The organism is Cyanobium sp. WKJ7-Wakatipu (assembly GCF_024345355.1).
GTDB classification, from domain to species: Bacteria; Cyanobacteriota; Cyanobacteriia; order PCC-6307; family Cyanobiaceae; genus Cyanobium_A; species Cyanobium_A usitatum.
Genome location: NZ_JAGQAY010000009.1, coordinates 28,291 through 49,259 on the forward strand (window position 1 = coordinate 28,291; position 20,969 = coordinate 49,259).

Annotated in this window: 24 protein-coding genes and 1 pseudogene; 10 read left to right on the forward strand and 15 right to left on the reverse strand. The window is 64.4% G+C overall.

The window, feature by feature from the left end; translation table 11 throughout:
• The first annotated feature begins 16 nt into the window (after positions 1-16).
• On the forward strand, positions 17-478 hold the full coding sequence (locus KBY83_RS07250; protein WP_255018949.1) for a J domain-containing protein: 462 nt from the start codon (positions 17-19) through the stop codon (positions 476-478).
• Positions 475-741, forward strand: a complete 267-nt coding sequence (locus tag KBY83_RS07255) for a DUF3143 domain-containing protein (RefSeq protein WP_106502354.1) — start codon at positions 475-477, stop codon at positions 739-741. The genes KBY83_RS07250 and KBY83_RS07255 overlap by 4 nt, the downstream gene beginning before the upstream one ends.
• Here the strand turns inward: KBY83_RS07255 and KBY83_RS07260 are convergent.
• Genes KBY83_RS07260 through KBY83_RS07280 form a run of 5 tightly spaced genes read right to left on the reverse strand, consistent with a single transcriptional unit; the run spans position 738 to position 4,224 of the window.
• Complete coding sequence (locus KBY83_RS07260; RefSeq protein ID WP_255018950.1) at positions 738-893, reverse strand: hypothetical protein; 156 nt, start codon at positions 891-893, stop codon at positions 738-740. The genes KBY83_RS07255 and KBY83_RS07260 overlap by 4 nt on opposite strands.
• Positions 894-909: 16 nt before the next feature.
• Entirely contained in the window at positions 910-1,575 is a 666-nt protein-coding gene (gene bioD / locus KBY83_RS07265) for a dethiobiotin synthase (RefSeq protein ID WP_255018951.1), read from the reverse strand.
• A complete protein-coding gene (locus KBY83_RS07270) occupies positions 1,572-2,396 on the reverse strand; it encodes a methyltransferase domain-containing protein (RefSeq protein ID WP_117434958.1) in 825 nt (274 codons plus the stop codon). Before KBY83_RS07270 ends, bioD begins: the two co-directional genes overlap by 4 nt.
• Positions 2,393-3,061: an alpha/beta hydrolase gene (locus KBY83_RS07275; protein WP_255018952.1), complete on the reverse strand. Its 669-nt coding sequence runs from the start codon at positions 3,059-3,061 to the stop codon at positions 2,393-2,395. Before KBY83_RS07275 ends, KBY83_RS07270 begins: the two co-directional genes overlap by 4 nt.
• 5 nt (positions 3,062-3,066) lie before the next feature.
• Positions 3,067-4,224, reverse strand: a complete 1,158-nt coding sequence (locus KBY83_RS07280; protein ID WP_396093635.1) for an aminotransferase class I/II-fold pyridoxal phosphate-dependent enzyme — start codon at positions 4,222-4,224, stop codon at positions 3,067-3,069.
• Between the two features lie 191 nt (positions 4,225-4,415).
• On the opposite strand from KBY83_RS07280, the gene KBY83_RS07285 reads away from it, so the two are divergent.
• Genes KBY83_RS07285 through KBY83_RS07295 form a run of 3 tightly spaced genes read left to right on the forward strand, consistent with a single transcriptional unit; the run spans position 4,416 to position 8,061 of the window.
• On the forward strand, positions 4,416-7,172 hold the full coding sequence (locus KBY83_RS07285; protein WP_255018954.1) for an RNA helicase: 2,757 nt from the start codon (positions 4,416-4,418) through the stop codon (positions 7,170-7,172).
• Between the two features lie 22 nt (positions 7,173-7,194).
• A complete protein-coding gene (locus tag KBY83_RS07290; RefSeq protein ID WP_255018995.1) occupies positions 7,195-7,635 on the forward strand; it encodes a 23S rRNA (pseudouridine(1915)-N(3))-methyltransferase RlmH in 441 nt (146 codons plus the stop codon).
• Between the two features lie 24 nt (positions 7,636-7,659).
• Positions 7,660-8,061, forward strand: coding sequence for an OsmC family protein (locus KBY83_RS07295; protein WP_255018955.1), 402 nt, complete (start codon positions 7,660-7,662; stop codon positions 8,059-8,061).
• A 25-nt stretch (positions 8,062-8,086) separates the two neighbouring features.
• Here KBY83_RS07295 and purB read toward each other — a convergent pair whose 3' ends face one another.
• A complete protein-coding gene (purB, locus tag KBY83_RS07300) occupies positions 8,087-9,382 on the reverse strand; it encodes an adenylosuccinate lyase (protein WP_255018956.1) in 1,296 nt (431 codons plus the stop codon).
• A gap of 68 nt (positions 9,383-9,450) precedes the next feature.
• Positions 9,451-9,663, reverse strand: a complete 213-nt coding sequence (locus KBY83_RS07305) for a hypothetical protein (protein ID WP_255018957.1) — start codon at positions 9,661-9,663, stop codon at positions 9,451-9,453.
• 113 nt (positions 9,664-9,776) lie between these two features.
• Between KBY83_RS07305 and KBY83_RS07310 the strand changes: the two genes are divergently transcribed.
• Positions 9,777-10,703, forward strand: coding sequence for a TlyA family RNA methyltransferase (locus KBY83_RS07310; protein WP_255018958.1), 927 nt, complete (start codon positions 9,777-9,779; stop codon positions 10,701-10,703).
• Between the two features lie 22 nt (positions 10,704-10,725).
• Here the strand turns inward: KBY83_RS07310 and KBY83_RS07315 are convergent, their stop codons facing one another.
• A complete protein-coding gene (locus tag KBY83_RS07315) occupies positions 10,726-11,064 on the reverse strand; it encodes a P-II family nitrogen regulator (protein WP_106502346.1) in 339 nt (112 codons plus the stop codon).
• A gap of 186 nt (positions 11,065-11,250) precedes the next feature.
• Between KBY83_RS07315 and queF the strand changes: the two genes are divergently transcribed.
• Positions 11,251-11,676, forward strand: a complete 426-nt coding sequence (gene queF / locus KBY83_RS07320) for a preQ(1) synthase (RefSeq protein WP_255018959.1) — start codon at positions 11,251-11,253, stop codon at positions 11,674-11,676.
• Here queF and KBY83_RS07325 read toward each other — a convergent pair.
• The 6 genes from KBY83_RS07325 to KBY83_RS07350 all read right to left on the reverse strand — a co-directional run bounded on the left by KBY83_RS07325 (position 11,673) and on the right by KBY83_RS07350 (position 16,320).
• On the reverse strand, positions 11,673-12,971 hold the full coding sequence (locus tag KBY83_RS07325; RefSeq protein ID WP_255018996.1) for a cytochrome c biogenesis protein ResB: 1,299 nt from the start codon (positions 12,969-12,971) through the stop codon (positions 11,673-11,675). The two genes, queF and KBY83_RS07325, sit on opposite strands and share 4 nt — an antisense overlap.
• Positions 12,968-13,705, reverse strand: coding sequence for a cytochrome c biogenesis protein CcdA (locus KBY83_RS07330; RefSeq protein ID WP_254940966.1), 738 nt, complete (start codon positions 13,703-13,705; stop codon positions 12,968-12,970). Before KBY83_RS07330 ends, KBY83_RS07325 begins: the two co-directional genes overlap by 4 nt.
• A gap of 9 nt (positions 13,706-13,714) precedes the next feature.
• Positions 13,715-14,854 (reverse strand): FtsW/RodA/SpoVE family cell cycle protein, encoded by a 1,140-nt coding sequence (locus KBY83_RS07335; RefSeq protein WP_255018997.1) that lies wholly within the window; start codon positions 14,852-14,854, stop codon positions 13,715-13,717.
• A 215-nt stretch (positions 14,855-15,069) separates the two neighbouring features.
• Positions 15,070-15,270, reverse strand: coding sequence for a phycobilisome linker polypeptide (locus tag KBY83_RS07340; protein ID WP_106502342.1), 201 nt, complete (start codon positions 15,268-15,270; stop codon positions 15,070-15,072).
• A 33-nt stretch (positions 15,271-15,303) separates the two neighbouring features.
• Positions 15,304-15,792 carry an allophycocyanin subunit beta gene (gene apcB / locus KBY83_RS07345; RefSeq protein ID WP_106502341.1) on the reverse strand — a complete coding sequence of 163 codons (489 nt, stop codon included), beginning with the start codon at positions 15,790-15,792 and terminating at the stop codon, positions 15,304-15,306.
• 42 nt (positions 15,793-15,834) lie between these two features.
• A complete protein-coding gene (locus KBY83_RS07350; protein WP_106502340.1) occupies positions 15,835-16,320 on the reverse strand; it encodes an allophycocyanin in 486 nt (161 codons plus the stop codon).
• Between the two features lie 138 nt (positions 16,321-16,458).
• On the opposite strand from KBY83_RS07350, the gene KBY83_RS07355 reads away from it, so the two are divergent.
• The gene (locus KBY83_RS07355) at positions 16,459-16,689 is read left to right on the forward strand and encodes a hypothetical protein (protein ID WP_255018960.1); all 231 of its coding nucleotides are present in this window, start codon (positions 16,459-16,461) and stop codon (positions 16,687-16,689) included.
• 24 nt (positions 16,690-16,713) lie between these two features.
• Here KBY83_RS07355 and KBY83_RS07360 read toward each other — a convergent pair.
• Positions 16,714-19,035, reverse strand: a pseudogene (locus tag KBY83_RS07360) (phycobilisome rod-core linker polypeptide); the annotation flags it as partial.
• A 198-nt stretch (positions 19,036-19,233) separates the two neighbouring features.
• Between KBY83_RS07360 and KBY83_RS07365 the strand changes: the two are divergent.
• On the forward strand, positions 19,234-20,406 hold the full coding sequence (locus KBY83_RS07365; protein ID WP_255018998.1) for a class I SAM-dependent methyltransferase: 1,173 nt from the start codon (positions 19,234-19,236) through the stop codon (positions 20,404-20,406).
• A gap of 59 nt (positions 20,407-20,465) precedes the next feature.
• On the forward strand, positions 20,466-20,948 hold the full coding sequence (locus tag KBY83_RS07370; RefSeq protein WP_255018961.1) for an ATP synthase subunit I: 483 nt from the start codon (positions 20,466-20,468) through the stop codon (positions 20,946-20,948).
• Positions 20,949-20,969: the final 21 nt, after the last annotated feature.

The window sequence follows — 20,969 nt, forward strand, 5'->3', positions numbered from 1 at the left end:
TCCCGGCGCCCTGCCCTTGGCCAGCTCCCCACCTAGTTATTACACGTTGCTCCAGGTGCAGCAGAGCGCCTCGCCGCAGGAGCTACGCCAAGCGTTCCGGGGGCTGAGCAAGCGCTACCACCCCGATACCACCGTGCTGCCGGCTGGGGAGGCTGCATTGGCTTTCCAGCAGCTGCAGCAGGCCTACGGGGTGCTGAGCGACCCGGCCCTGCGCCAGCGCTACGACGACCAGCTGCGACCGCCTTCGGTGCCCAGTAGCCCCGTTGCACCGCCCCCGACCATCATTACTCGGCCTGCTTCGGTGCGGCGTGATCTTTCTGGTGGCGAGTGGCTGGCGCTGCTGCTGCTGGGTTTTGCCCTGGTGTTGAGCTTGGTTCTGGGTGTGGGAGTCGCCTGGATGCGCGGCGCCCAATTGGTGCAATTGCCTAGCTGGTGGACTGAGGGCGCCCCCACCAACGTGACAGGGTTGGTTTCATGACCGAGATGCCCAGTTCCCAGACACCGCTGTACCACCACCCCCTGCCAGCTTTGGAGCACTGGCTGGAGCAGTTGGGTGCCAAGCGGCAGCGCGCCAATCCCTGCCTCTGGGACCTGCACCGCCCCGAATGGAGCGCCCAGATTGAGCTGGAGGTGGACGAGCTCAAAGTGAGCTGGCACAGCGACGGCCAGGTGTGCGTGCGTCACTTTCCCTATGGCTTGTCGCGGGCCGATGCCGAGGCGGTGATCCTGGCGGGGCCTTAACGGCAGATGCGGCTCTGGCGCTCCTCTGCGCTGGAGAGCGGCCCGCAGTTGATCCAGCGAACCAGGGAGGTTTCTACGTCGGTGAACAGCACCAACACGCCGCCGCAAAGCAGTACTAGGGCGCCACTTATTAACCAGTGCTGCTTGCTCATCAGTGGGGGTTGCACATCAGTGGGGGTTGGGGGCTGCGCCCATGGCTGCCGTCAGGGTACGGCCCAGGTCTTGCGCCTGCCATTGGGCAGCCAGCCCGGAGGCGGTGAGCGGTTCTAAAGGTGGCAGTTGGGCTAACACCGGCGCTTGGGCCAGGGCGGCCAGGGTGGCGGGATTGTCGGGATGGAGCGGGCCATTAAGCACCAGTCCCAGCAGGGGTATGGAGCGCTGGCGCAGGGCCTCCACCGACAGCAGGGTGTGGTTGAGGGTGCCCAGGCCGCTGCGGGCCACCAGCAGCACCGGCAGCCCCCAGGCGGCTAGCTGATCGATTTGCAGCCAGTCGCGGCGCAGGGGCACCAGCAACCCACCGGCGGTTTCAACTACCAATGCTCGGGCCACTGCCGGCAGGGCCAGCCGGGCCGGGTCGATCGTGATGCCCTCTAGCTCGGCGGCCCAGTGGGGTGACACCGGCGTCTGCAGCCGGTAGGCCTCCGGCAGCAACCGCTCCGCTGGCAGCTGCAGCAGGGCCTGCAGGCGGCCCGAGTCGCCGCCACCTTCTAGTCCGCTTTGTACCGGTTTCCAGTAGGTGGCCCCGAGCCCCTGGACCACAAGGGCGCTCACCACGGTTTTGCCCACGTCGGTGTCGGTGCCGCAGATCACCAGGGCGTTGCTGCAGCTGCTCATGGGCCGGTTCGCTGACCAAGAAGCACTAATACTTCCCAGCTGACGCAGCCATCTGCTGGCCAGCAGTGCAGCAGCCGGCGCAACTGGGCCGCACTGAGGCGGCTGGCCCGGCTGGCGCTGGCCCCGAGGCCCTGTAGCTGCTGCAGAAAGCCGAGGCCGCTGCCGTAGGCGCGGCTGAAGCGCAGCCGGCGGCTGTAGTGAGCCATCAGGCCGCCCCTGCTGGCCGCCGCCAGCAGGGCTTCGGCGTCGGGCAGGCTCAGAGCTGTGCAGGGCACCCCTGCAGCCGCGGCGGCCTGGTGCCACTGGGGGAAACTGGCGCTTGTCGGCACCGCCAGGCCGAGCCAGCCCCCTGGCCGCAACTGCTCGCACCAGTGCTGTACCTGGGCTTGGGGATTCTCCAGCCACTGCAACGCGAAGCTGGAGGTGAGCAGGGAGGCCTGGTCCAGTTGCTCCGGCAGCCCCAAGTTGAGGTCCCAGCTGAGCTGGCCGCCGGCAGAGGTTTGGGGGTTATGGGCCAGTAGTTCGGGGCAGATATCAAGCTGCAGGAGGGCTTGCTGGCATCCCTGAGCCCGCAGCGCCTGCCCCACCAGCCCGGAGCCCGCGCCCAGATCGGCCCGGGGGCCGGCGGCAAGGTGGAGAGGAGCGCACAGGTGGGCCAGGCGCCAGGCCACCCCCTGCTGCAGGCGGGCATGGCGGGCATAGCCGGCTGCGTGGCGGCCGAAGCGGCTGCTCACTCGCGCGCTAAATCCTGCGTCATTTAGAAGCGTGTCATTTAAAAGCGTGTCTCTCAAAACCGTGTCGCGCACTGGATTTGCGTTCATGGCAGGCCCTCTATCCAGCCACACACGGTGGGCACGAGGGCCGGGCTGAGCAGGCAATGCCCCACGCCCGCCAGCACCAGGTTGTCGGCGGCAGGTAGGAGGTTGCGCAGCTGGTGGCGGGCTTGCGTATTCACGATCTGATCCTCGCCGCCCTCCACTATCAACACCCGCGCCTGGGGCGGGAAGCCAGGCGGTAGCCCCGCCGTGGCCGCCAACAGGTCTAGATCTTCCGCCAGCCGCTGGCGGCCAGATGCAGCAAGGGGGGCGGCGGCGATGCCAGGGGACAGCAGGCTGGGGGGCTGGGGGGCTGCGGCGCGCTCCATGAAGGTTTGCAGCATGGTGCTGGCTTCCGGGCCGGCCAGCTGGCTTCCCATGGCCGCCACGGCGCTGCGCAGCCGCCGGCCGCTGGCCCCCCCTGGCAGGAATGCTCCGAAGCTGGCGAGCAGCACCACCGCATCGGCCTGGGCCAGCACGGAGGCAGGCAGCAGATGGGGCCCTAGCGAGTGGGCGATCACCAGCTTCAGCCCCAGGCCGCTCTGCCAGGCCACCGGCCTGGGCGCTTGCCCGCCGTAGCCCCGTTCGCCGCATTGCCACGCCCAGCCACGGGCGCTCCAGGCGCTGTGGAATGGTTCCCAGCCCTGGGCATCGCCGGCCCATCCGTGCATGGCGATCAGCTGCATGCAGGACTCCCCAGAGCCGTGAGCAATCGCTCCAATGTGCCCGCCGGTAGGTCGTGGCGCAGCACCAGCCGCAGCCGCGCCGTGCCTTCAGGCACGGTGGGGGGGCGGATGGCGACGCTCAATAGGCCGGCCGCTTCTAAGCGTTGTTGCAGCTCGAGAGCCCGGTGATCGTCGCCCACCAGCAGCGGCAGGATCGGCCCGCTGCCCGGCGGCCGCGGCCAGCCGGCCGCTTCCAGACAGGCGCGCCAACGGGCGGCTCGCTGCAGCAGGGCCTCGCCGCGGGGTTCGGCCTGAATCAGGGCCAGGGCGGCCAGGGCGCCGGCGGCCAATGGTGGGGCTAGGGCCGTGGTGTAGCGGAAGGCGCCGCTGGATTGCAGCAGCCAGTCCCCCACCAGGGCATCGCCGGCCAGAAAGGCCCCGCCGCCACCAAAAGCCTTGCCGAAGGTGCCGCTGATTAGGGCGATTTCGGGCTGGTTGTGGCCCAAGCCCCGTCCGCCGGGGCCGAGCACTCCCAGGGCATGGGCCTCATCGAGCAGCAGGGCGGCGCCGTGTTCGGCGCAGATGGCCGTCAGGACCGCCACATCCACACTGGTGCCCTGCATCGAGAACAGGCTCTCGCTCAGCACCAGCAGCCGCTGGCCGGGAGCGCGCCGGCGGGCTGCTTGCAGCTGGGAGTCGAGCTGGGCCAGGTCGTTGTGGGCGAAGCGTTGCAGTCGGGCACCGCTGGCGCGCACCCCGGTGAGCAGGGAGTGGTGGATCAGCCGATCGGCCAGCACCAGGCTGTGGCGATCGGCCAGGGCCCCTACCGCCGCCAGGTTTGCCTGAAAGCCGCTGGGGAAAAGCAGTACCTGCTCGCGCCCCAGCCAGGCAGCCAGTGCTGCCTCTAGCTCGCCATGCACCGGCCGACTGCCGCTCACCAGCCGCGAGGCTCCCGCCCCCAGTCCCTGGCTGGCCGCGGCGGCCTGGGCGGCTGACACCACCTCGGGGTGACGGCTCAGACCTAGGTAGTCGTTGCTGGCTAGATCCAGCAGGGGGGCACTCCTGCTAAGCGGAGTTGCCAGATCAAGGGTGGCGGCGGTTGCGGCGGGGGCAAAGTTGCGCAGGCCGCGGCGGCGCTGGGGGGGAATGGCTGCAAGTTGACGCCGCAATTCATCCCGCCAGCTGGCGGCTCTTTCCCCTGAGGGGGGAGAGGTGGTGCCGGGTTGTGTCAACGACCGGACAGTGCTGCGCAAACGCTAAATCCGAGCTTGTGCCACGGCCTGTTGCTACTAGAGCTGGCCCGAGGCGGAACAGGCTCCTCCCTCATAGGATGGCTTCATGATCCAGCTCAAATAGCAGCGTGCCTGAAACGGCGCCCAATGGGCTGGATCCTGCAGCAATTTTCCCCTTCCCGCTCGACGACTTCCAGCTCGAGGCGATCGACGCGCTCAACCAGGGCCACTCGGTAGTGGTGAGCGCCCCCACGGGCTCCGGTAAGACCCTGGTGGGTGAGTACGCCATCTACCGCGCTCTGGCCCATGGCCAGAAAGTTTTTTACACCACGCCGCTGAAGGCCCTCTCTAATCAGAAACTGCGCGATTTCCGGGAGCAGTTTGGTGCCGACAAGGTGGGGCTGCTAACCGGTGATATGAGCCTCAACCGGGAGGCCCAGGTGGTGGTGATGACCACCGAGATCTTCCGCAACATGCTCTACGCGGAAGCCGATGCGGGAGATGACCCGCTTGAGGGCGTGGAGGCGGTGGTGCTCGATGAGTGCCACTACATGAACGATTCCCAGCGCGGCACCGTCTGGGAGGAGTCGATCATTCACTGCCCGCTGCCGATTCAGTTGGTGGCTCTTTCGGCAACGGTGGCCAATGCCGGTCAGCTCACCGACTGGATAGAGAGAGTGCATGGGCCCACCCAGCTGGTGCTCAGTGACCACCGGCCGGTGCCGCTGGCCTTCAGCTTTTGCAGTGCCAAGGGACTGCACCCCCTGCTCAACGACGAGGGCACCGGGCTCCATCCCAACTGCAAGGTGTGGCGCGCCCCCAAGGGCAGCCAGCGCAAGGGTCCGAAAACACCGAAACCACCCCAGCCCGAGGCTCCGCCCCTGGGTTTTGTGGTGGCCCAGATGGCGGAGCGCGACATGCTGCCTGCCATCTACTTCATCTTCAGTCGCCGCGGTTGCGATAAGGGCGTCAAGGAGCTGGGCAAGGCCGCCCTGGTGACGCCTGCTGAACAGGTGCGCATCAAGGCCCGCCTGGATCTGTTTATGGCAACTACCCCCGAGGCGGTGCGGGAAGGCGGCCACGCCGAGGCCCTGCTGCGGGGCATTGCCGCCCACCATGCCGGCGTGCTGCCGGCCTGGAAGGAGCTGATCGAGGAGCTGTTCCAGCAGGGGCTGATCAAGGTGGTGTTTGCCACCGAAACCCTGGCGGCCGGCATCAACATGCCGGCGCGCACCACGGTGATTTCGGCGCTGAGCAAGCGCACCGAGCGAGGCCACCGCCCTTTGATGGGCAGTGAGTTTTTGCAGATGGCGGGCAGGGCCGGCCGGCGCGGCCTTGATACCCAGGGCTACGTGGTGACCGTGCAGAGCCGCTTTGAAGGCGTGCGGGAGGCGGGCCAGCTCGCTACTGCGCCGGCAGATCCGCTGGTCAGCCAGTTCATGCCCAGCTACGGCATGGTGCTCAACCTGTTGCAGCGCTACGACCTGGCTAAGGCCAAGGAGCTGGTTGAACGCAGTTTCGGCCGCTACCTGGCCACCCTCGATTTAGTCGAGGACGAGGCCCGCATCGGCCAGTTGATGCAGCAGCTCGAAGGCCTGGAGGATGGCTCCGGCGAGGTGCCCTGGGACGACTTCGAGGACTACGAAAAGCAGCGAGCTCACCTGCGCGAAGAGAGGCGCATCCTGCGGATCCTCCAGCAACAGGCCGAGGAAACCGTCGCCCATGAGCTCACCTTGGCGCTGCAATTCGCCAGTGAGGGCACTTTGGTGAGTCTCAAGGCGCCCCAGCTACGCGGCCGGGTAACGCCGGCGGTGATTGTGGAGAAGGTGAAAGGGCCGGGGCAGTTTCCTTTGCTCAAGTGCCTCACCGACGAGAACCTTTGGCTGTTGCTGCCCTGCCACGGGGTGGTGAGCCTCCATGCCGAGCTCAGTTGCCTGCAGGTGAGCCAGGTGGATCCCCCCGAGTTGCGCCAGCTTGGCGAGTTGCGCCACGGCGATCAGGCCAGCGGTGGCCTGGCCCTTGCCGTTGCCCACATGGCCAGTCGCCACGACATGGCCACGCCCCAGTACGACCTGGCCGGTGAGGTGCAGGACCAGGCCCAGCAGGTGCATCAGCTGGAGGAAAGCCTGGAGCTGCATCCGGCCCACCGCTGGGGCGACCGCCGCCAGCTCAAGAAGCACCGCCGCCGCATGGAGGAGTTGCAGCTGGAGATCGAGGAGCGCCAGCAGCTGCTGCACTTCCGCTCTAATCGCCACTGGGATACCTTCCTGGCCCTGATTGAGGTGTTGCGCTTTTTCGGTGCTTTGGCGGGAGCTGATGGCCTGGAGCCCACCGAGGTGGGCCGCACCGTGGCCGCCCTGCGCGGCGACAACGAGCTGTGGCTGGGACTGTCGCTGATGAGCGGCCACCTCGATGAGCTCGATCCGCCCCAGCTGGCGGCGGTGTTTGAAGCCATCTCCACCGAAGTCAATCGGCCCGATCTGTGGTGCGGCTACCCGCCTCCGCCGGCCGCCGAGGAGGCCCTGCATGATCTGCGCGGCCTGCGCCGCGAGCTGGAGCGTCAGCAGGAGCACGCCAAGGTCAACTTCCCGCTTTGGTGGGAGCCCGAGTTGATGGGCCTGGTGCACGCCTGGGCTAAAGGTGCCAGTTGGAGCGACATGATTGCCAACACCTCCCTCGACGAGGGTGATGTGGTGCGGATCCTGCGGCGCACCGTGGATTTGCTGGCCCAGGTGCCCTACTGCGAGGCGATCAGCGAGCAGCTGCGCAGCAAGGCCCGCGCTGCCCTCAAATCGATCAATCGCTTCCCTGTTTGCGAGATCGAGGATTTGGTGGCTAGTGGCAACGGTCAGTTGGATCCTGCGATCGAGCGCCCCCAGCCTTGAGGTTGGTGGGCCGTAACCCGTGATCAATCCCGCCCGCATTCGCATCATTGCCGTCGGCAAGGTGCGCAAGGGCTGGGTGAGCGAAGGGGTAGAGACTTATCGCAAGCGGCTCCCGGGCCTGGAGATCGTGGAGCTGAGGGACGGCGGCATGGCCCGCGAGGCGGAGGCCATATCCGCTGAGCTGCGCGGCGGCGAGCAGTTGGTGGCCCTGTGCGAGGAGGGCCAGAGCTACGACTCGTTGGCCTTCGCCAAGGCGCTTGAAGGTTCTGGCTCGGAGCGGCTGGCGTTTGTGATCGGTGGGGCCGATGGTCTCGACCCGGCGCTCAAGGGGCGGGCCCACTGGCGCCTGAGCCTCTCACCGATGACCTTCCCCCACGAGCTGGCGCGGCTGCTGCTGTTGGAGCAGCTTTACCGGGCCAGCTCGATTCAGCAGGGCGGGCCGTATCACCGCGCCGGCGCTTGACTGGGGTGGTGCTTACGCCCCGCGATGACCACGATTGACAGCCGCTACGAGGGAGCCCTGCGCTGCCACTCCAGCCACGGGCCTTCGGGCTGCGAGCTCGAGACCGATGCACCCACCGACAACCAGGGCAAGGGGGAGCGTTTCTCGCCCACCGATCTGGTGGCCACGGCCCTGAGCACCTGCATCCTGACGATCCTGGGGATCGTTGCCGAGCGCCACGGCTGGCCGCTGCAGGGGGCCAGCGCTCGGATTGAAAAAACCATGACCCCCGAGGCGCCACGGCGCATTGCCCTGCTGGAGGTGTGGATCAGCTTGCCGGCGGGTCTCAGCGAGGAGCAGCGGGCCGTGCTTCACCAGGCAGGAGAGACCTGCCCGGTGAAGCTGAGCCTGGAGGGTGCTGTGCCAATGCGGCTGCACTGGGCCTGAACTGCCTGCCAGCTCAAATCCTTAGCTAAATCCCCAGTCGCTGCCAGATCACGCCCAGGTTGGCCTGGTGCAGATCAGTGCTGAAACACTCAGCCAGGTGCTCAGCGCTGAGCTTGCTGGTCACCTCTGCATCAGCTTCAAGGTTGGCGCGGAAGTTGCCGCCATCTTTGTTCCAGGCGCTGTGGGCGTTGCGCTGCACAATCCGGTAGGCGTCTTCGCGGTTGATGCCGGCTTCCACCAGGGCCAGCAGCACTCGCTGGCTAAACACCACGCCGCCATAAACGTTCATGTTGCGGGCCATGTTGTCTGGGTAGACCCCTAGGCCCTTCACTACCTCGGTCATCTCCCGCAGCATGAAGTGCAGGGTGGCGGAGCAGTCGGGCAGCATCATCCGCTCCACCGAGCTGTGGCTGATGTCGCGCTCGTGCCAGAGGGCGCAGTTTTCCAGGGCCGCCACCACATAGCTGCGCAGCACTCGGGCCAGGCCACTGATCCGCTCGCTGCGGATCGGGTTGCGCTTGTGGGGCATGGCCGAGCTGCCCTTCTGCCCCTTGGCGAAATTTTCCTCCACCTCGAGCACGTCGGTGCGCTGCAGGTTGCGGATCTCGGTGGAGAAGCGCTCCAGTGCCGCGCCCACCAGGGCCAGGGTCTGCACGTATTCGGCGTGGCGATCGCGGGCGATCACCTGGGTGCTTGCCGTATCTGGCTCCAGGCCAAGCTTGGCGCAGGCGATCGCCTCCACCTGGGGGTCGGTGTTGGCGTAGGTGCCCATGGCGCCGCTGATCTGGCCCACGCTCACGACCTGCTCGAGCCGCTCGAGGCGCTCGCGGTTGCGTTCCACTTCCGCCAGCCAGCCGGCCACCTTGAAGCCGAAGCTGATCGGCTCGCCGTGGATGGCATGGCTGCGGCCGATCATCACCGTGCCCTTGTGCTGGCTGGCTAGATCCCTAAGTGCATCGGCCAATTGGTCGAGCTCGGCGCGCAGTAGGGCCACCGAAGCTTTCATCTGCAGGGCCAGGCCTGTGTCGAGCACATCTGAACTGGTCATGCCCACGTGGATGTAGCGGCCCGCATCCCCCACGTGCTCATTCACATTGGTGAGGAAGGCGATCACGTCGTGGCGAACCTCGGCCTCGATCTCGAGGATCCGCTCTACCGAAAATCTGGCCTTCGCCTTGATCGTTGCAACCGCCTCAGCAGGCACTCGCCCTAACTCACAATTGGCCTCGGTGGCAGCGATCTCGACATCGAGCCAGCTTTGGAACTTCGCCTGCTCGCTCCACAGGGCGCCCATCTCGGACAGGGTGTAACGCTCGATCAAGGCCGCGCCTGGCTCACTGCCAGACCAATGTATGGGTGCGCCCCTGCTGACCCCTCAGGCAGCCCTCCTTAGGCAGCGGGAGTCAGGCGTTGGTGCTCCACCTCCCACTGCACCAGGCTGCCCCAGGCCTGCTGCCGCACCCAGCAGCGACCGCCGCGGCATTGGATCAGCTGGAAGGGGGGCAGGTCGGAGGGTTGATTGCGCAGTTTGACGAAGCTGCCGGGGTAGAGCAGTTCCAGCACATTGGCTGCAGCATTCGCGGTCCGGATTGAGGAGGCCATCGTTGCCGGATCAACTTCTGGACGCCATCCTCTGCCGGGTTTTGGTGCGGAGGCAGAGATGCTTGGAATCTGTTCCGTTTGCGTTGTGGTTTGATCACAAAAGGTGGAGCGCCATGGCTCGCAAGCAACGACTGGATTTGGAGCTCGTGGCCCGCGGCCTGGCGGCTAGTCGTCAGCAGGCCCAGCTGTTGATTAGGGCCGGGCGGGTGCGCCACGGCGACAAAGTGCTCGATAAACCAGGCACCGAGGTGTTGCCGGAGGCCGAGCTGCTGGTGCAGCAGCTTCCTCGCTATGTATCAAGGGGTGGCGAAAAGCTAGTGAGGGCCCTTGAGGCCTTCCCCATCGACGTGCAGGGGCGCGTTTGCCTTGATGGTGGCATCTCCACTGGTGGCTTCAGCGATTGTCTGCTTCAGTACGGGGCCTGCCGGATTTATGGAATTGATGTGGGCTACGGCCAGACGGCCTGGAGCTTGCGCAGTGATCCGCGAGTAGTGCTCAAGGAGCGCACCAACCTGCGTCACCTCACCCCGGATGCTCTTTACGGCCCCGAAGACCCCTGGCCCGATCTAGCGGTGGCCGATGTGTCGTTTATTGCCCTGGCCTTGGTGCTGCCTGCCCTGCTGGCGCTGCTGCAACCCCAGGCCCCCGTGGATCTGCTGTTGCTGGTTAAACCCCAGTTTGAGGTGGGGAAGGGCCGGGTGGGCAAGGGCGGTGTGGTGCGTGATCCGGTTGCCCACTGCGATGCCATCGAAGGGGTGATCACCGCGGCCTCTGGTCTGGGCTTGGTGGCTTGCGGCCTGGTGGCATCACCAATCACTGGACCTGCCGGCAACCACGAATACCTGCTCTGGCTGCGGCGCTCCGATTGCGATGGGCAGGTCGGAATGGGTGATGTTGCCGGGGATGTTGCAGAGGATGTTTGTGAGCCTGTTGAACAGCTTGTTGAATCAGCCCAAAGCGACCCGAAATTCCGCCCTGCGCCAATCAGCCCAGAGCAAATAAAAACCCTGGTAGCCAGCACGCTGACTCCCAGGGAATAAAAATCAAAAGGGGTGCTGGCGCTCAGATGGCGCCGCTGTCCCGATCGCCGGTGCGGATTCGAACCACCGAATCAATCGTGCTCACGAAGATCTTGCCGTCGCCGATTTCGCCGGTGCGGGCCGCGTCTTGAACGGCGCTAACCACGGTGTCGACCTTGTCGTCATCGACAACGATCTCAAGTTTGAGCTTCTGGAGGAATTCGACAGTGAATTCAGAGCCGCGATAGCGCTCCACCTGGCCCTTTTGACGGCCAAAACCCCGCACTTCGCTCACGGTCATGCCCACGATCCCCGCATTGACCAAGGCGACCTTGACGTCCTCGAGCTTGAAGGGACGAATGATGGCCTCAATTTTTTTCATAGGATCAGCTCGGGCTAGGTAGGAAGTCTCTCAGGAAATCCCTGCCGATGGTAGGGAGTAAAGCCATTACGCCCGAGCTTTGCGGGGGTCGTCGTAGCGATTGCTACCGGCTCGGGCAGCCGTTGGCTGCGGCCATTTTCCTTAAGATTACTTAGTGGCACTGGCCCTCTCCCTTTCCTTGCTCCGATGTCTTCCAGCCCCGCTTCTGCCAGCGCGTCCTCCCTCACCCAGACGCCCATGTATGGCGAGCGCGCCATCGCTGAAGCGGAGCTGATCTGTTTTGATAATCCCAGGCTTGGCCGTGCCTACGAGATTTCCATCGAGCTGCCGGAGTTCACATGTAAGTGCCCATTTTCCGGGTACCCCGATTTTGCGGTGTTGCGCCTGATCTACCAGCCCGGCCCCCGGGTGGTGGAGCTCAAGGCGATCAAGCTCTACGTCAACAGCTACCGCGACCGCTCCATTTCCCATGAAGAGGTGACCAATCGCATTTTGGATGATCTGGTTGCCGCCACCGATCCCCAGTGGATGCAGCTGGAGGCCGACTTTCACCCCCGCGGCAACGTTCACACCGTGGTGCGCGTTAGCCATGGCACGCGGCTGGCTTGTTAGAGCTGGGAGAGCAGCTGGGGCAGCTCGGCAGCGAAGCCGGTGAGATTGCGGTTGCAGAGGCCCGCAACGTGCAGCTGACCCGCTTGGCCGGCCGGCTGCTCGGCAATGGCCCAAAGCTGACGCGTAGCAAGCAAGCTGAGACCACCGCCGGCTAGGGCGATCGCAAATCCTGCATAAACCAGTGGAACCCCCGGATCACGCTTCAGCAGGATGCCACTGGCGGGGAGCACGCTTTCAACCCGTATCGGTAGCCCTTTCACTTCCACAGCTGCGCCGCCTGGGGCTAGGCGGGCTAAGGAGATTCCGTCGGCGCCGTAGATCTCTACAGGCCCTTGTTCGCTGCCCAAGCTGAGCAGCACCGGCTCGCTGCCATCGGGACGGGTGGGCAGCACGATTCCCCAAATCTGTTCGCCTAGTTGAGGAAAGCTCTGTAGCGGTAGCTCCAGTAGGGGGCTTTTGCCCAGTTGCAGGCTGATAGTGGCCAGGGCCCAGTCGGCTTGATAAAGGGTGACCCCCTGGAAGCGCAGCGGATGGTTAACGCTAATCTCAGCCTGCTTCAGCAGGCTGCCGCCGCTGCCATCGCCCTCCAAGATGCGCAACTGGGAGGTGAATTGCTCAGGTCTTCCGGCGGGATCGCGCTGGATTGAAAAGTGGTCGAGGGCGAGGGTGAGTTGGCTGCTGCCCCGGCTGTCCATCAGCTCCAGGCTGCGGCCGGGGGCGAGGTATTGCTCAGCCCTTTGCCCCCCAAGTGCCCCCCAGGCGGCTCCGAGCATCAGCACCACCATCCCGGCGTGCACCAGCAGGGGCCCGACCCGGCCCAGCAGCCCCTTGCGGGCGGCTAGGCGGTCGTCGTGGCGCTGAATTTGCCAGCCCTGGCGCTGCAGCAGTCCGGCCAGCTGATCGAGGCTCGCCTTGGGGGAGTTGGTGCTGAGAGTTTCGGCCACGCTCAGCTTGCTGAGCTGGCGGGGGGTGCTGTAGTCGATCCAGCGCAGGGCGGCCTGCAGGGCGGGCCACTGGCGGCGCCAGCTGCACAGCAGCAGGGCTAGGGCCAGCCAGGCCAGCAGCCCCAGGAACCAGCCACTGGAATACACATGGTCGAGCTGGAGGGCCAGCACCCCATCAGCGTTCAGCAGTCCGAGCCAGGGCTGGGGGTCGTAGAGCCGGTGGTAGAGCTCGGCAGGTTCCCGCTGGGGGATGGCCGTGCCGACGCCACTGGTGACGGCAATCACCAGCAGCAGCATGATCGCTACCCGCAGATCGGAAATCCAGCCCACCAGCCGCAGCAAGGCTTTCATCGCCAGTTGGCCACAAGGGTGAGGGCGCCGGTGGTCACCAGCACCACGCCGCTGATCGGTGGAACCCATTGGCCCAGACGCCTCAGGCTCAGCAAGCCCGGCAGGCTGGCGGCTGCCGTGCCGGCCAGCAGCAGCGGCACCACCTGACCCGCTCCAAAGCTGGTGAGCAGCAACATGCCGACCAGTGGTTTGCCGTTCTGGGCCATCCAGGCCAGCAGCACAGCCAGCACTGGCGTTGTGCATGGGGTTGCGGCCAATCCAAAAGCCAACCCTGCTGCCAAAGGAGCTAGGGGGGCTGGCACCCGGCGACGCCAGACTTCAGGATCGGGTCCGGCGGGCAGGGGCAGCTTCAGCAGGCCCAGCAGGTTTAGGCCCATCAGCAGGGCAAGCACAGCCACCACCGTCGGAATCAGCCCGGGGATTTGGCCGTAGATCCGGCCCAGTAGGCCGCTAACCAGGCCCAGGAGCACCAGGGAGGCCACGATGCCGGCGGCAAAGCTGAGACTGCGCTGCCAGGGAGCCTGGCTGGGTTTAACGCCGGGCGTGCCGCCAAAACCAGCCAGATAGGCAAGGGTGACCGGCAAAAGCGACAGGGAGCAGGGCCCCAGGCTCGTGAGCAGGCCGCCAGCAAAGACAACCCCAACGGTGGTGGGGGTGGGGCTGGCCAGGGAGTGCTGCAGCAGCGTCTCGCTGCTGCGGGCCCAATCGGCCAGTTGGGGCCCAAAACTGATCATGGAATCAGCCTATCGGGCAGCTGCGGTGCGCCGGCGCCTGGGGTTAGGGGCAAGACCGCCTGCCTCCAGGGAGCAGCGGATCAGTAGGCCGCAAATAAGCAGGCTGGCCATCAAGGAGTTGCCGCCGTAGCTGATCAGTGGCAGTGGCAGGCCGGTGGTGGGCATGGCACCGCTGGCTACGGCGATATTGAGGATGGATTGGCCCACCAGCAAGGTGGTGCAGCCAATGGCGATCAGGCGCTGCTGGTTGCTGCGGCAGCTGAGGGCAACCCTCAGGCCCACAAAGCCAAACAGCAGCAAAAACAGCAGCAGTACCAGCGAGCCCACGAAGCCAAATTCCTCAGCAAACACCGCAAAAATGAAATCGGTGCTCTGGATCGGCAGGTACTGCAGCTTCTGGGTTGAAAGGCCAAACCCCTCGCCTAGGAAGCCTCCTGAGCCGATCGCCATCAAGCTCTGCACCAGTTGGTAGCCATCCCCCTGGGCATCCCGCCAGGGATCCAGGAAGGACACCACTCGCAAGCGCTGGTATTCGTTGATCATGATGCTGGCGCTGCCAAGCAGCCCTCCCGCTCCGGCTGCGCCGAGCAGCATGGGCAGGGAAAGGCCCCCAGCCAGGGCCATCAACCAGAGCAGCAGCCCTGATAGGGCGGCGGTGCTGAGGTTTGGTTGCTTGAGGATCAGCAGGATCAGGGCCCCAAATGCCCCTAGCCAGAGCAGTTTCTGGTCGTTGCCGATGCGCTTCCAGTGGGCAAAAAGGGCAGCGCCCTGCAACACCACAAAAGGCTTGACCAATTCCGATGGCTGCAGCTGTACCGGTCCAAGCACCAGCCAGCGACTGGCGCCGTTGACAGTGCTGCCCATCACCAGGGTGGCTGCGACCAGAACGATCCCAACCCACAACCCCAGCGGAGCCAGGTGCAGCCAGCGTCGCAGGCTGGTGCGCAGGCAGAGCCAGAGCAGCCCCCAGCTGGCAGCCATCCAAACCAACTGGCGCTTGAGATAAAAGGCGCCGTCACCCATCTCCCTTTCAGCTACCCACCAACTGGCGGAGGTGAGCACCAGTAGTCCGATCACGCTCCAGAGCGCCACCATGCCCAGAAGCAATCTGGCCTCTGCTGGCCATTGGGACCAGGGCAACGGCAGCAGCGCCCCAGCCTTCGGAGATCCGCTGACTGCGTCGCGGTGGGGGGTGTGAGTTGCGGTGCGGGCCAAGGCTGGAATTTGGGAGTGGCAGAGGTGGGGCCATCGTCAACCCATTGAGCCGTGCCCGGGGGGGTGTTGTCGACCCCTGGCAATCAGAGTCAAACAATAAAAAAGCCCGGCATCTGCCGAGCTTGGGGAGAAACGAAAGGTACTGACTATCAGTTGCCGACGTTTTGTTGGCGACGCCCAGCGGCTAGTTCTACTTTGAGGATCTTGCCGCCCTGTTTCATGATCCGCTGCTGCTCAGCGAACCAGCTGTCGTAGGGCACCCATTTGGTGAAATAGGTGTTTTGAAGCTCACGCTGGGAGCGGCTCTTTTCCGGGCAAGGAATGCAAGCCGTGATCTTGAACAGACGCATGGAGATGATCCTCGGGTGTGCCGATGGCAGGGATCAGTTGCCCAGGCCGGAGCAGATGTAGTCGAAATAGACGGCCATTTCACGACCGGCATCAGGACCCACCAGTGCAGCGGTGGTTTCCTTCATTGCCTGGATGGATTGCACGGTGGCACCAATGGGTACACCCAGGGAGTTATAGGTCTCCTTGAGACCATTCAGCACCCGCTCATCGAGGATGGAGGTGTCCCCAGCCAGCATGGCGTAGGTGGCGTAACGCAGGTAGTAGTCCAGATCGCGGATGCAGGCTGCATAGCGACGGGTGGTGTACATGTTGCCGCCCGGACGGGTGACATCCGAATACAGCAGCGACTTAGCTACGGCCTCTCTGATGATCGCCGAACCATTGGCGCTGATGGTGGCAGCGGCGCGGACGCGCAGTTCACCACTGGTGAAGTACTGCTCCAGGCGGCCCATGGCGGAGTCGTCCAGGTACAGGCCCTGAACGTCGGCCTGGTTAATGACGTTTGTGATCGCGTCTTGCATGAATCCAGCTGTGGTGGCGGGGAGTAGTAAAAGAACGCTGACTCAGGAGAGGGCGCCAATGACGTAGTCGAAGTAGAAGCCGGCTTCTTCAGCGTCAGAGCCGGTGAGTAGACCCATGGCGGCGTTCTTCATTTCCCGCACGGACTCAGCCATGGCATCTAGCGGAGTGCCGAGGGAGCGATACATCTCCTTTGCTCCGATGATGCCAACCTCTTCGATGGGGGTCACATCGCCGGCGATGATCCCGTAAGTCACCAAACGCAGGTAGTAGTCCATGTCGCGGAGACACGAAGCGGTCATCTCCTCGCCGTAGGCGTTGCCGCCGGGGGAAATCACGTCGGGACGCCGCTGGAACAGGGCGCCACCAGCGGTCTTGACGATGCGCTCGCGGCTTTCTCCGAGAACCTGGGCGACGCGGATACGACGTTGACCAGCGCCCACGAAGGACTTGATCTGGTCGAGTTCGCCAGGGCTGAGATAGCGGGCTTCCGCGTCCGCGTTGATGATCGAGTTGGAGACGATGCTCATGCAGTTCTGCCTCGAAACAAGCGGCCGCCTTGACGGAGACCGATATCCGGTGGGTAAGGGAAAGGATCGACTTGCGCCGATCGCCAAATCATTCTGCGGCAAAGCCCCTCGCTGCCCCCCTGGCGGTAACAGTTCTTCATGGCGTTTGTGGTTGAAAAACCCCTTGCGGCGCAATGGCTTTGGGCGCTATTGGTAATAGCGGCTTGGCGCAGCAATTATTCATCATTTTGCTTCGCTAATCGCTCCACTTGTTTCGGCTTGCGGCTCAACTTTTGCGACAATTATTATCTTGATCATAAAAAAGCCCCCGAAGTGTCTCCGGGAGGCTCGAATTCGCTGAAGCAGCGCGCAGGGGTGGCATGGGGTTGAGGCGTTGCTGGACGTAGGGGCCTACTTCCAGCGGCGAGTTGGGGCAGGTGCTTGGCGGATGCTTCCCGGCCCTGCGATGAAGTTGTCTTCGGGCCGAGATGCCGTCATGGTTTCCCCCCCTACGGTCTGAGCTGTCCAGCTCCCCACGACAATCTGCCGGCGCCCTGGCAGATTGCGATTGGTTACATCTCCGGTAGTGCGTATGCTCTGGTCAAAGGGCACGTTTGGACGTTTGCCCTGGGTAAATTCATTGGCATAGGCAGAGGCGTCGAAGGGACGGTTGAGGCCGGGCACCTTGCGCGCATTGCGATCAGTAGCGGTGACAAATCGCTCGTAGGGAACTATATCTTCACCGTAGGTTTCGTTGTATTCGACGCTGTTCAGGATCCCGTCGACGACGCCGTAGAAGCCTGTGCGGGCAGCGGTATCGAAGTAGGCGTCAATTTCCCATCGCCCGAAGGTTGGGCGACCTAGCAGCCGGCGATGTATAACCTCGATGGCCTTGGTGATGTAAAGGCCGCTCCAATAACGGCGGCGGAAGGCCTTGGAGCGGGCGACCTGGCGGATGAATTCCCGCAGGCTGATATCGCCGTTCTCGAGCTTGATTTCCTCAACCTTATTGCGCTCTCCGGCGTAGCCAGCAGTGCCTAAAACTTGCACATAGACCGCATTAATAACGGCCTGGGTGCTGGCTTCAGTGCCACGGATGCTGGGTTGGCCGCCGCGGCGGGGCACGGAGCTGCCGCCGGTAGCAATCTGCTGGAGGCGTACAACCTTGGGCCCCACCCGGCGGGGCTGGGCCTTACGGAACTGGGCGCTGTCCATCTGGCCAGGCTGGGCTAAGCCATTGCCGATCAGGATGCGGCGGCTGTCGTAGCCGTAGGGCGCTGGCCGGGTGGCCACTGAGGCGGTGCCGGAAGGGAAAATCGCGCCGAAGTTGAGGGCCAGGGGATCGTTGCCGCCGCCGTAGACGTGCTGATCGGCGAAGGGTTGGCGATAGGACGCGTAGAGGGTGACGTATTGGGGTGCGCCTTCAAAAGGAGCGCTGAAGCGGAATAGCTTGCGGTTTGATCCCCAGCCGGCACTCTCCTGGGCTTCTTCACCGAGATCCCGCAGGTAGGGCACGGTTTCCTCGCCGAACACCCGCGCGTATTCAAGGGTATTGATCAGGGAATCCACTAGGCCATTCAGGCCTTGGACGCTGACGATGTCGAAGTAGCGGGTGAATTCCTCACGGGAGCTGATGCCGCGACCGAGGAAGTGGCGGAAGGCCAGCTCAACCGCCCGGCTATTGGAGAAGCGGCCGAAAAACTGTTGGCGATATTCCTTGCTGTGGCCGAGGGAGCGGATGAATTCCCGCATGGAAAGCTGGCCCTGGCGCACCTGGCTGGCTTCAACCGGGCAGGGCGTCTGGCTGTAGGCCTTGGCGATGTCCCGTTCAAAAACCTGGCGGTAGGCGGCCCGAATCACTTCGGCCTTTTGGGCACCACTTAGGCGCGGCCGCATGATGAAGCGCTGCTTGCCGTCTGCGGCTAGGGCGTAGGTGGCAGGCAGTTGCAGGCCCTGACTTTCAGGGCTGCCGAGGCGCTGCCGGGTGCTTGGTGTGGCCACCTGCAGTTCGGCGAGCAGCACGTTGAAGTACTGGATCACCAGCTCGCGGGCCTGGGGATTGTCTTTGCAGAGGCCGGCGGCTGCGGCGCGCATTTCCTGCAGGGCCACATTGGTAGCCGCCAGGGAGCAGGCCTTCTCCAATATGTCGCGCAGGCCGCGGGTGTTCACGGCCAGGATGCTGGGATCCCCTGCCACCAGGGCGTAGCCCACGTAGCGGAGGAACCAGCCCATGTCGCGCAGCGACTTGCGCATCCGATCGGTGCCGTAACGGCCCACGGCAATCGGGCTGAAGCCGGTGGGCAGCACAACCCTTACATCGGCGTCGCCACCTGAGCTTTCGAGCAAGCGAGTGATCAGGTTGCCGCCGGAGTTGCCGGTGCCCTGGGCGAAGGTCTGCACCGAACGCTGGAAGGCGGCCTGGTCAGCGGCCAAGGGGGTGGCGTCGCTGGACCCACCGCTGACGACGCTCAAGGGAGCATCTAGGTAGGAGAGGGGCGTGCCGCCGGAGAAGATCCGGTTGGCCGCCTTGGCCACGATGAAATCAGCGTTTTCTGAGATGCGGCGTGCAGCTTCTAAGCGCTGCTGGCCACTCTGGAAAAACGCCACCAGGGTTTCAAGCTCGCCGCCGTCGGGGAAGCGATCCTGTTGCTCCGCCTGACGGACGCTGGAGAGCGGCAGGGTGTCGTAGCGCTGGGGTGAAACCCTGGTGCTGCCGCTGCTGGCGGTCACGGTCATTGACGAGAGCGAACCGGGCTGGGCCACGTTACGGCGGGCCCTCCGGGCCTTTGCCCAGCCATGAACAAATGTTTGCAGCTTCGCTGGCTTGCTGATGCCAATTGACCCGTTTTGACTCGTTCTACTGGCCGCTGGACGTGAAAAGCTCAGCCGGTTGCCGCTGATCCGTCCTTGCCTGCCAGTGATGCCGCCACGCCGATGGTGAGCGCCTTTTACGACCGTTTCCCCTACCCGGGAGACCCCCTTCAAGACGGCCCACCCCCTGGATACAACTGGCGCTGGTGCGTCGATAGCGCCTGGGCTGCTGCTACTGGAGCCCTAACGCCGCGCTCCGACCAAGGTGAACGGCCTTGGCGGATTCTCGACGCCGGCTGCGGCACCGGCGTCAGCACCGATTACCTCTGCCACCTCAACCCCGGTTCCTCGGTGCTGGCGGTAGATATCAGCGCCGGAGCGCTTGAGGTGGCACGGGAGCGCACCCGACGTTCAGGGGCTGCAAAAGCGGTGCGGGAGTTGCGTGTCGAACAGCGCAGCCTGCTGGATCTGGCGGGGGAGGGACCCTTTGATTACATCAATTCCGTTGGCGTGCTGCACCACCTGCGCGAGCCAGAGGCTGGTTTGCAGTCATTGGCTGGATTGCTGCGGCCAGGCGGGCTACTGCATCTCTTTTTGTATGCGGATGGCGGCCGCTGGGAAATTCACCGCACCCAGCGGGCCTTGGCAAGGCTGGCCGCCGGTTCAGGAGCGGAGGGGCTAAGGCTGGGTCGCCAGCTGCTGGCTGAGTTGCCTGAGGGAAACCGACTGCGCCAGCATCACGAGCGGCGCTGGATCGTCGACACGGCAGCAGATGCCAATTTTGCGGATATGTATCTGCACCCCCAAGAGACCAGCTACAACCTCGATCGTCTGCTGGCTTTTGTCGCCTCAGCCGGTTTGGAGTTTGCCGGGTTTTCCAATCCGGAGGTTTGGTCGCCCGCGCGCTTGCTTAGTGGTGAGCTGCTGGAGCGGGCCCAGGGCCTCAGTCAGCTTGAGCAGTGGAGCCTGGTGGAGGAGCTTGATCCCGATATCAGCCATTTCGAATTTTTTCTCAGCCATGGTGCGGTGAGGGCACCCGATTGGAGCGACGACGAAGTTTTGCTGGCAGCGCGGGGTGAAATAAACCGCTGCCTTTGGGGTTGGCCAGCCACCCGCTTGATGGGGCCAGACCTAATGCCCCTTGACGTCAGCGAGGAGGGGCTCGTTTTGATGGCTGCCGTTGAGAGCGCGCCGGCTGTGGCGATCGGGCAGCTGCCTTTGGATTGGCCTGCAGCGCAACGGCTTGCCGTGGCTCGCCAACTGCTGAATCAGAGGGTTTTGCTGCCGGTGCTCTGAAGGGGCGGGGATCAGCACCGTGATAGATTCCGCGCGCCTTTTCAGGGATTTGAGCGCGCTTGTCGGTATCTCTCCCCTGCCCCCTACTTCCCGACTCTGAACCCACCGTTTCAACGGCAGTTCAGGCTGGTGAGGCGGTCGTGCAGCTGGATGATGTCACCGGTGCATCAACCCTGCCAGCGCTAACCGCCGATGTCAGCAATGGCATGGATGGTTATTTCCGGCTCCAACGCCGGCTCTTGCTTGCAACCTTGCTGCTTTCGGCAGTGGCGGTGGCAGGAACAGCCGTTTTTGGCTCCATCCCCACGGCTTCTAGCCTGTTGGTGGGTGCTTTAGCTGGCCTTCTCTACCTGTGGCTGCTCAGCCGCAGTGTCACCAAGCTGGGAGAAAATGCCCGGCGGGTTAGCAAGGTTCAGCTGCTCGTGCCGGTCGTCCTGGTGCTGATCGCAGCCCGGACCCCCCAACTTTCGATCCTGCCGGCTCTTTTGGGCTTTCTGCTCTACAAGCCGGCCGTGATCCTTCAGGCAGTCTTCGACACCTGACCCCGTTTCCGTTCCGTCGCC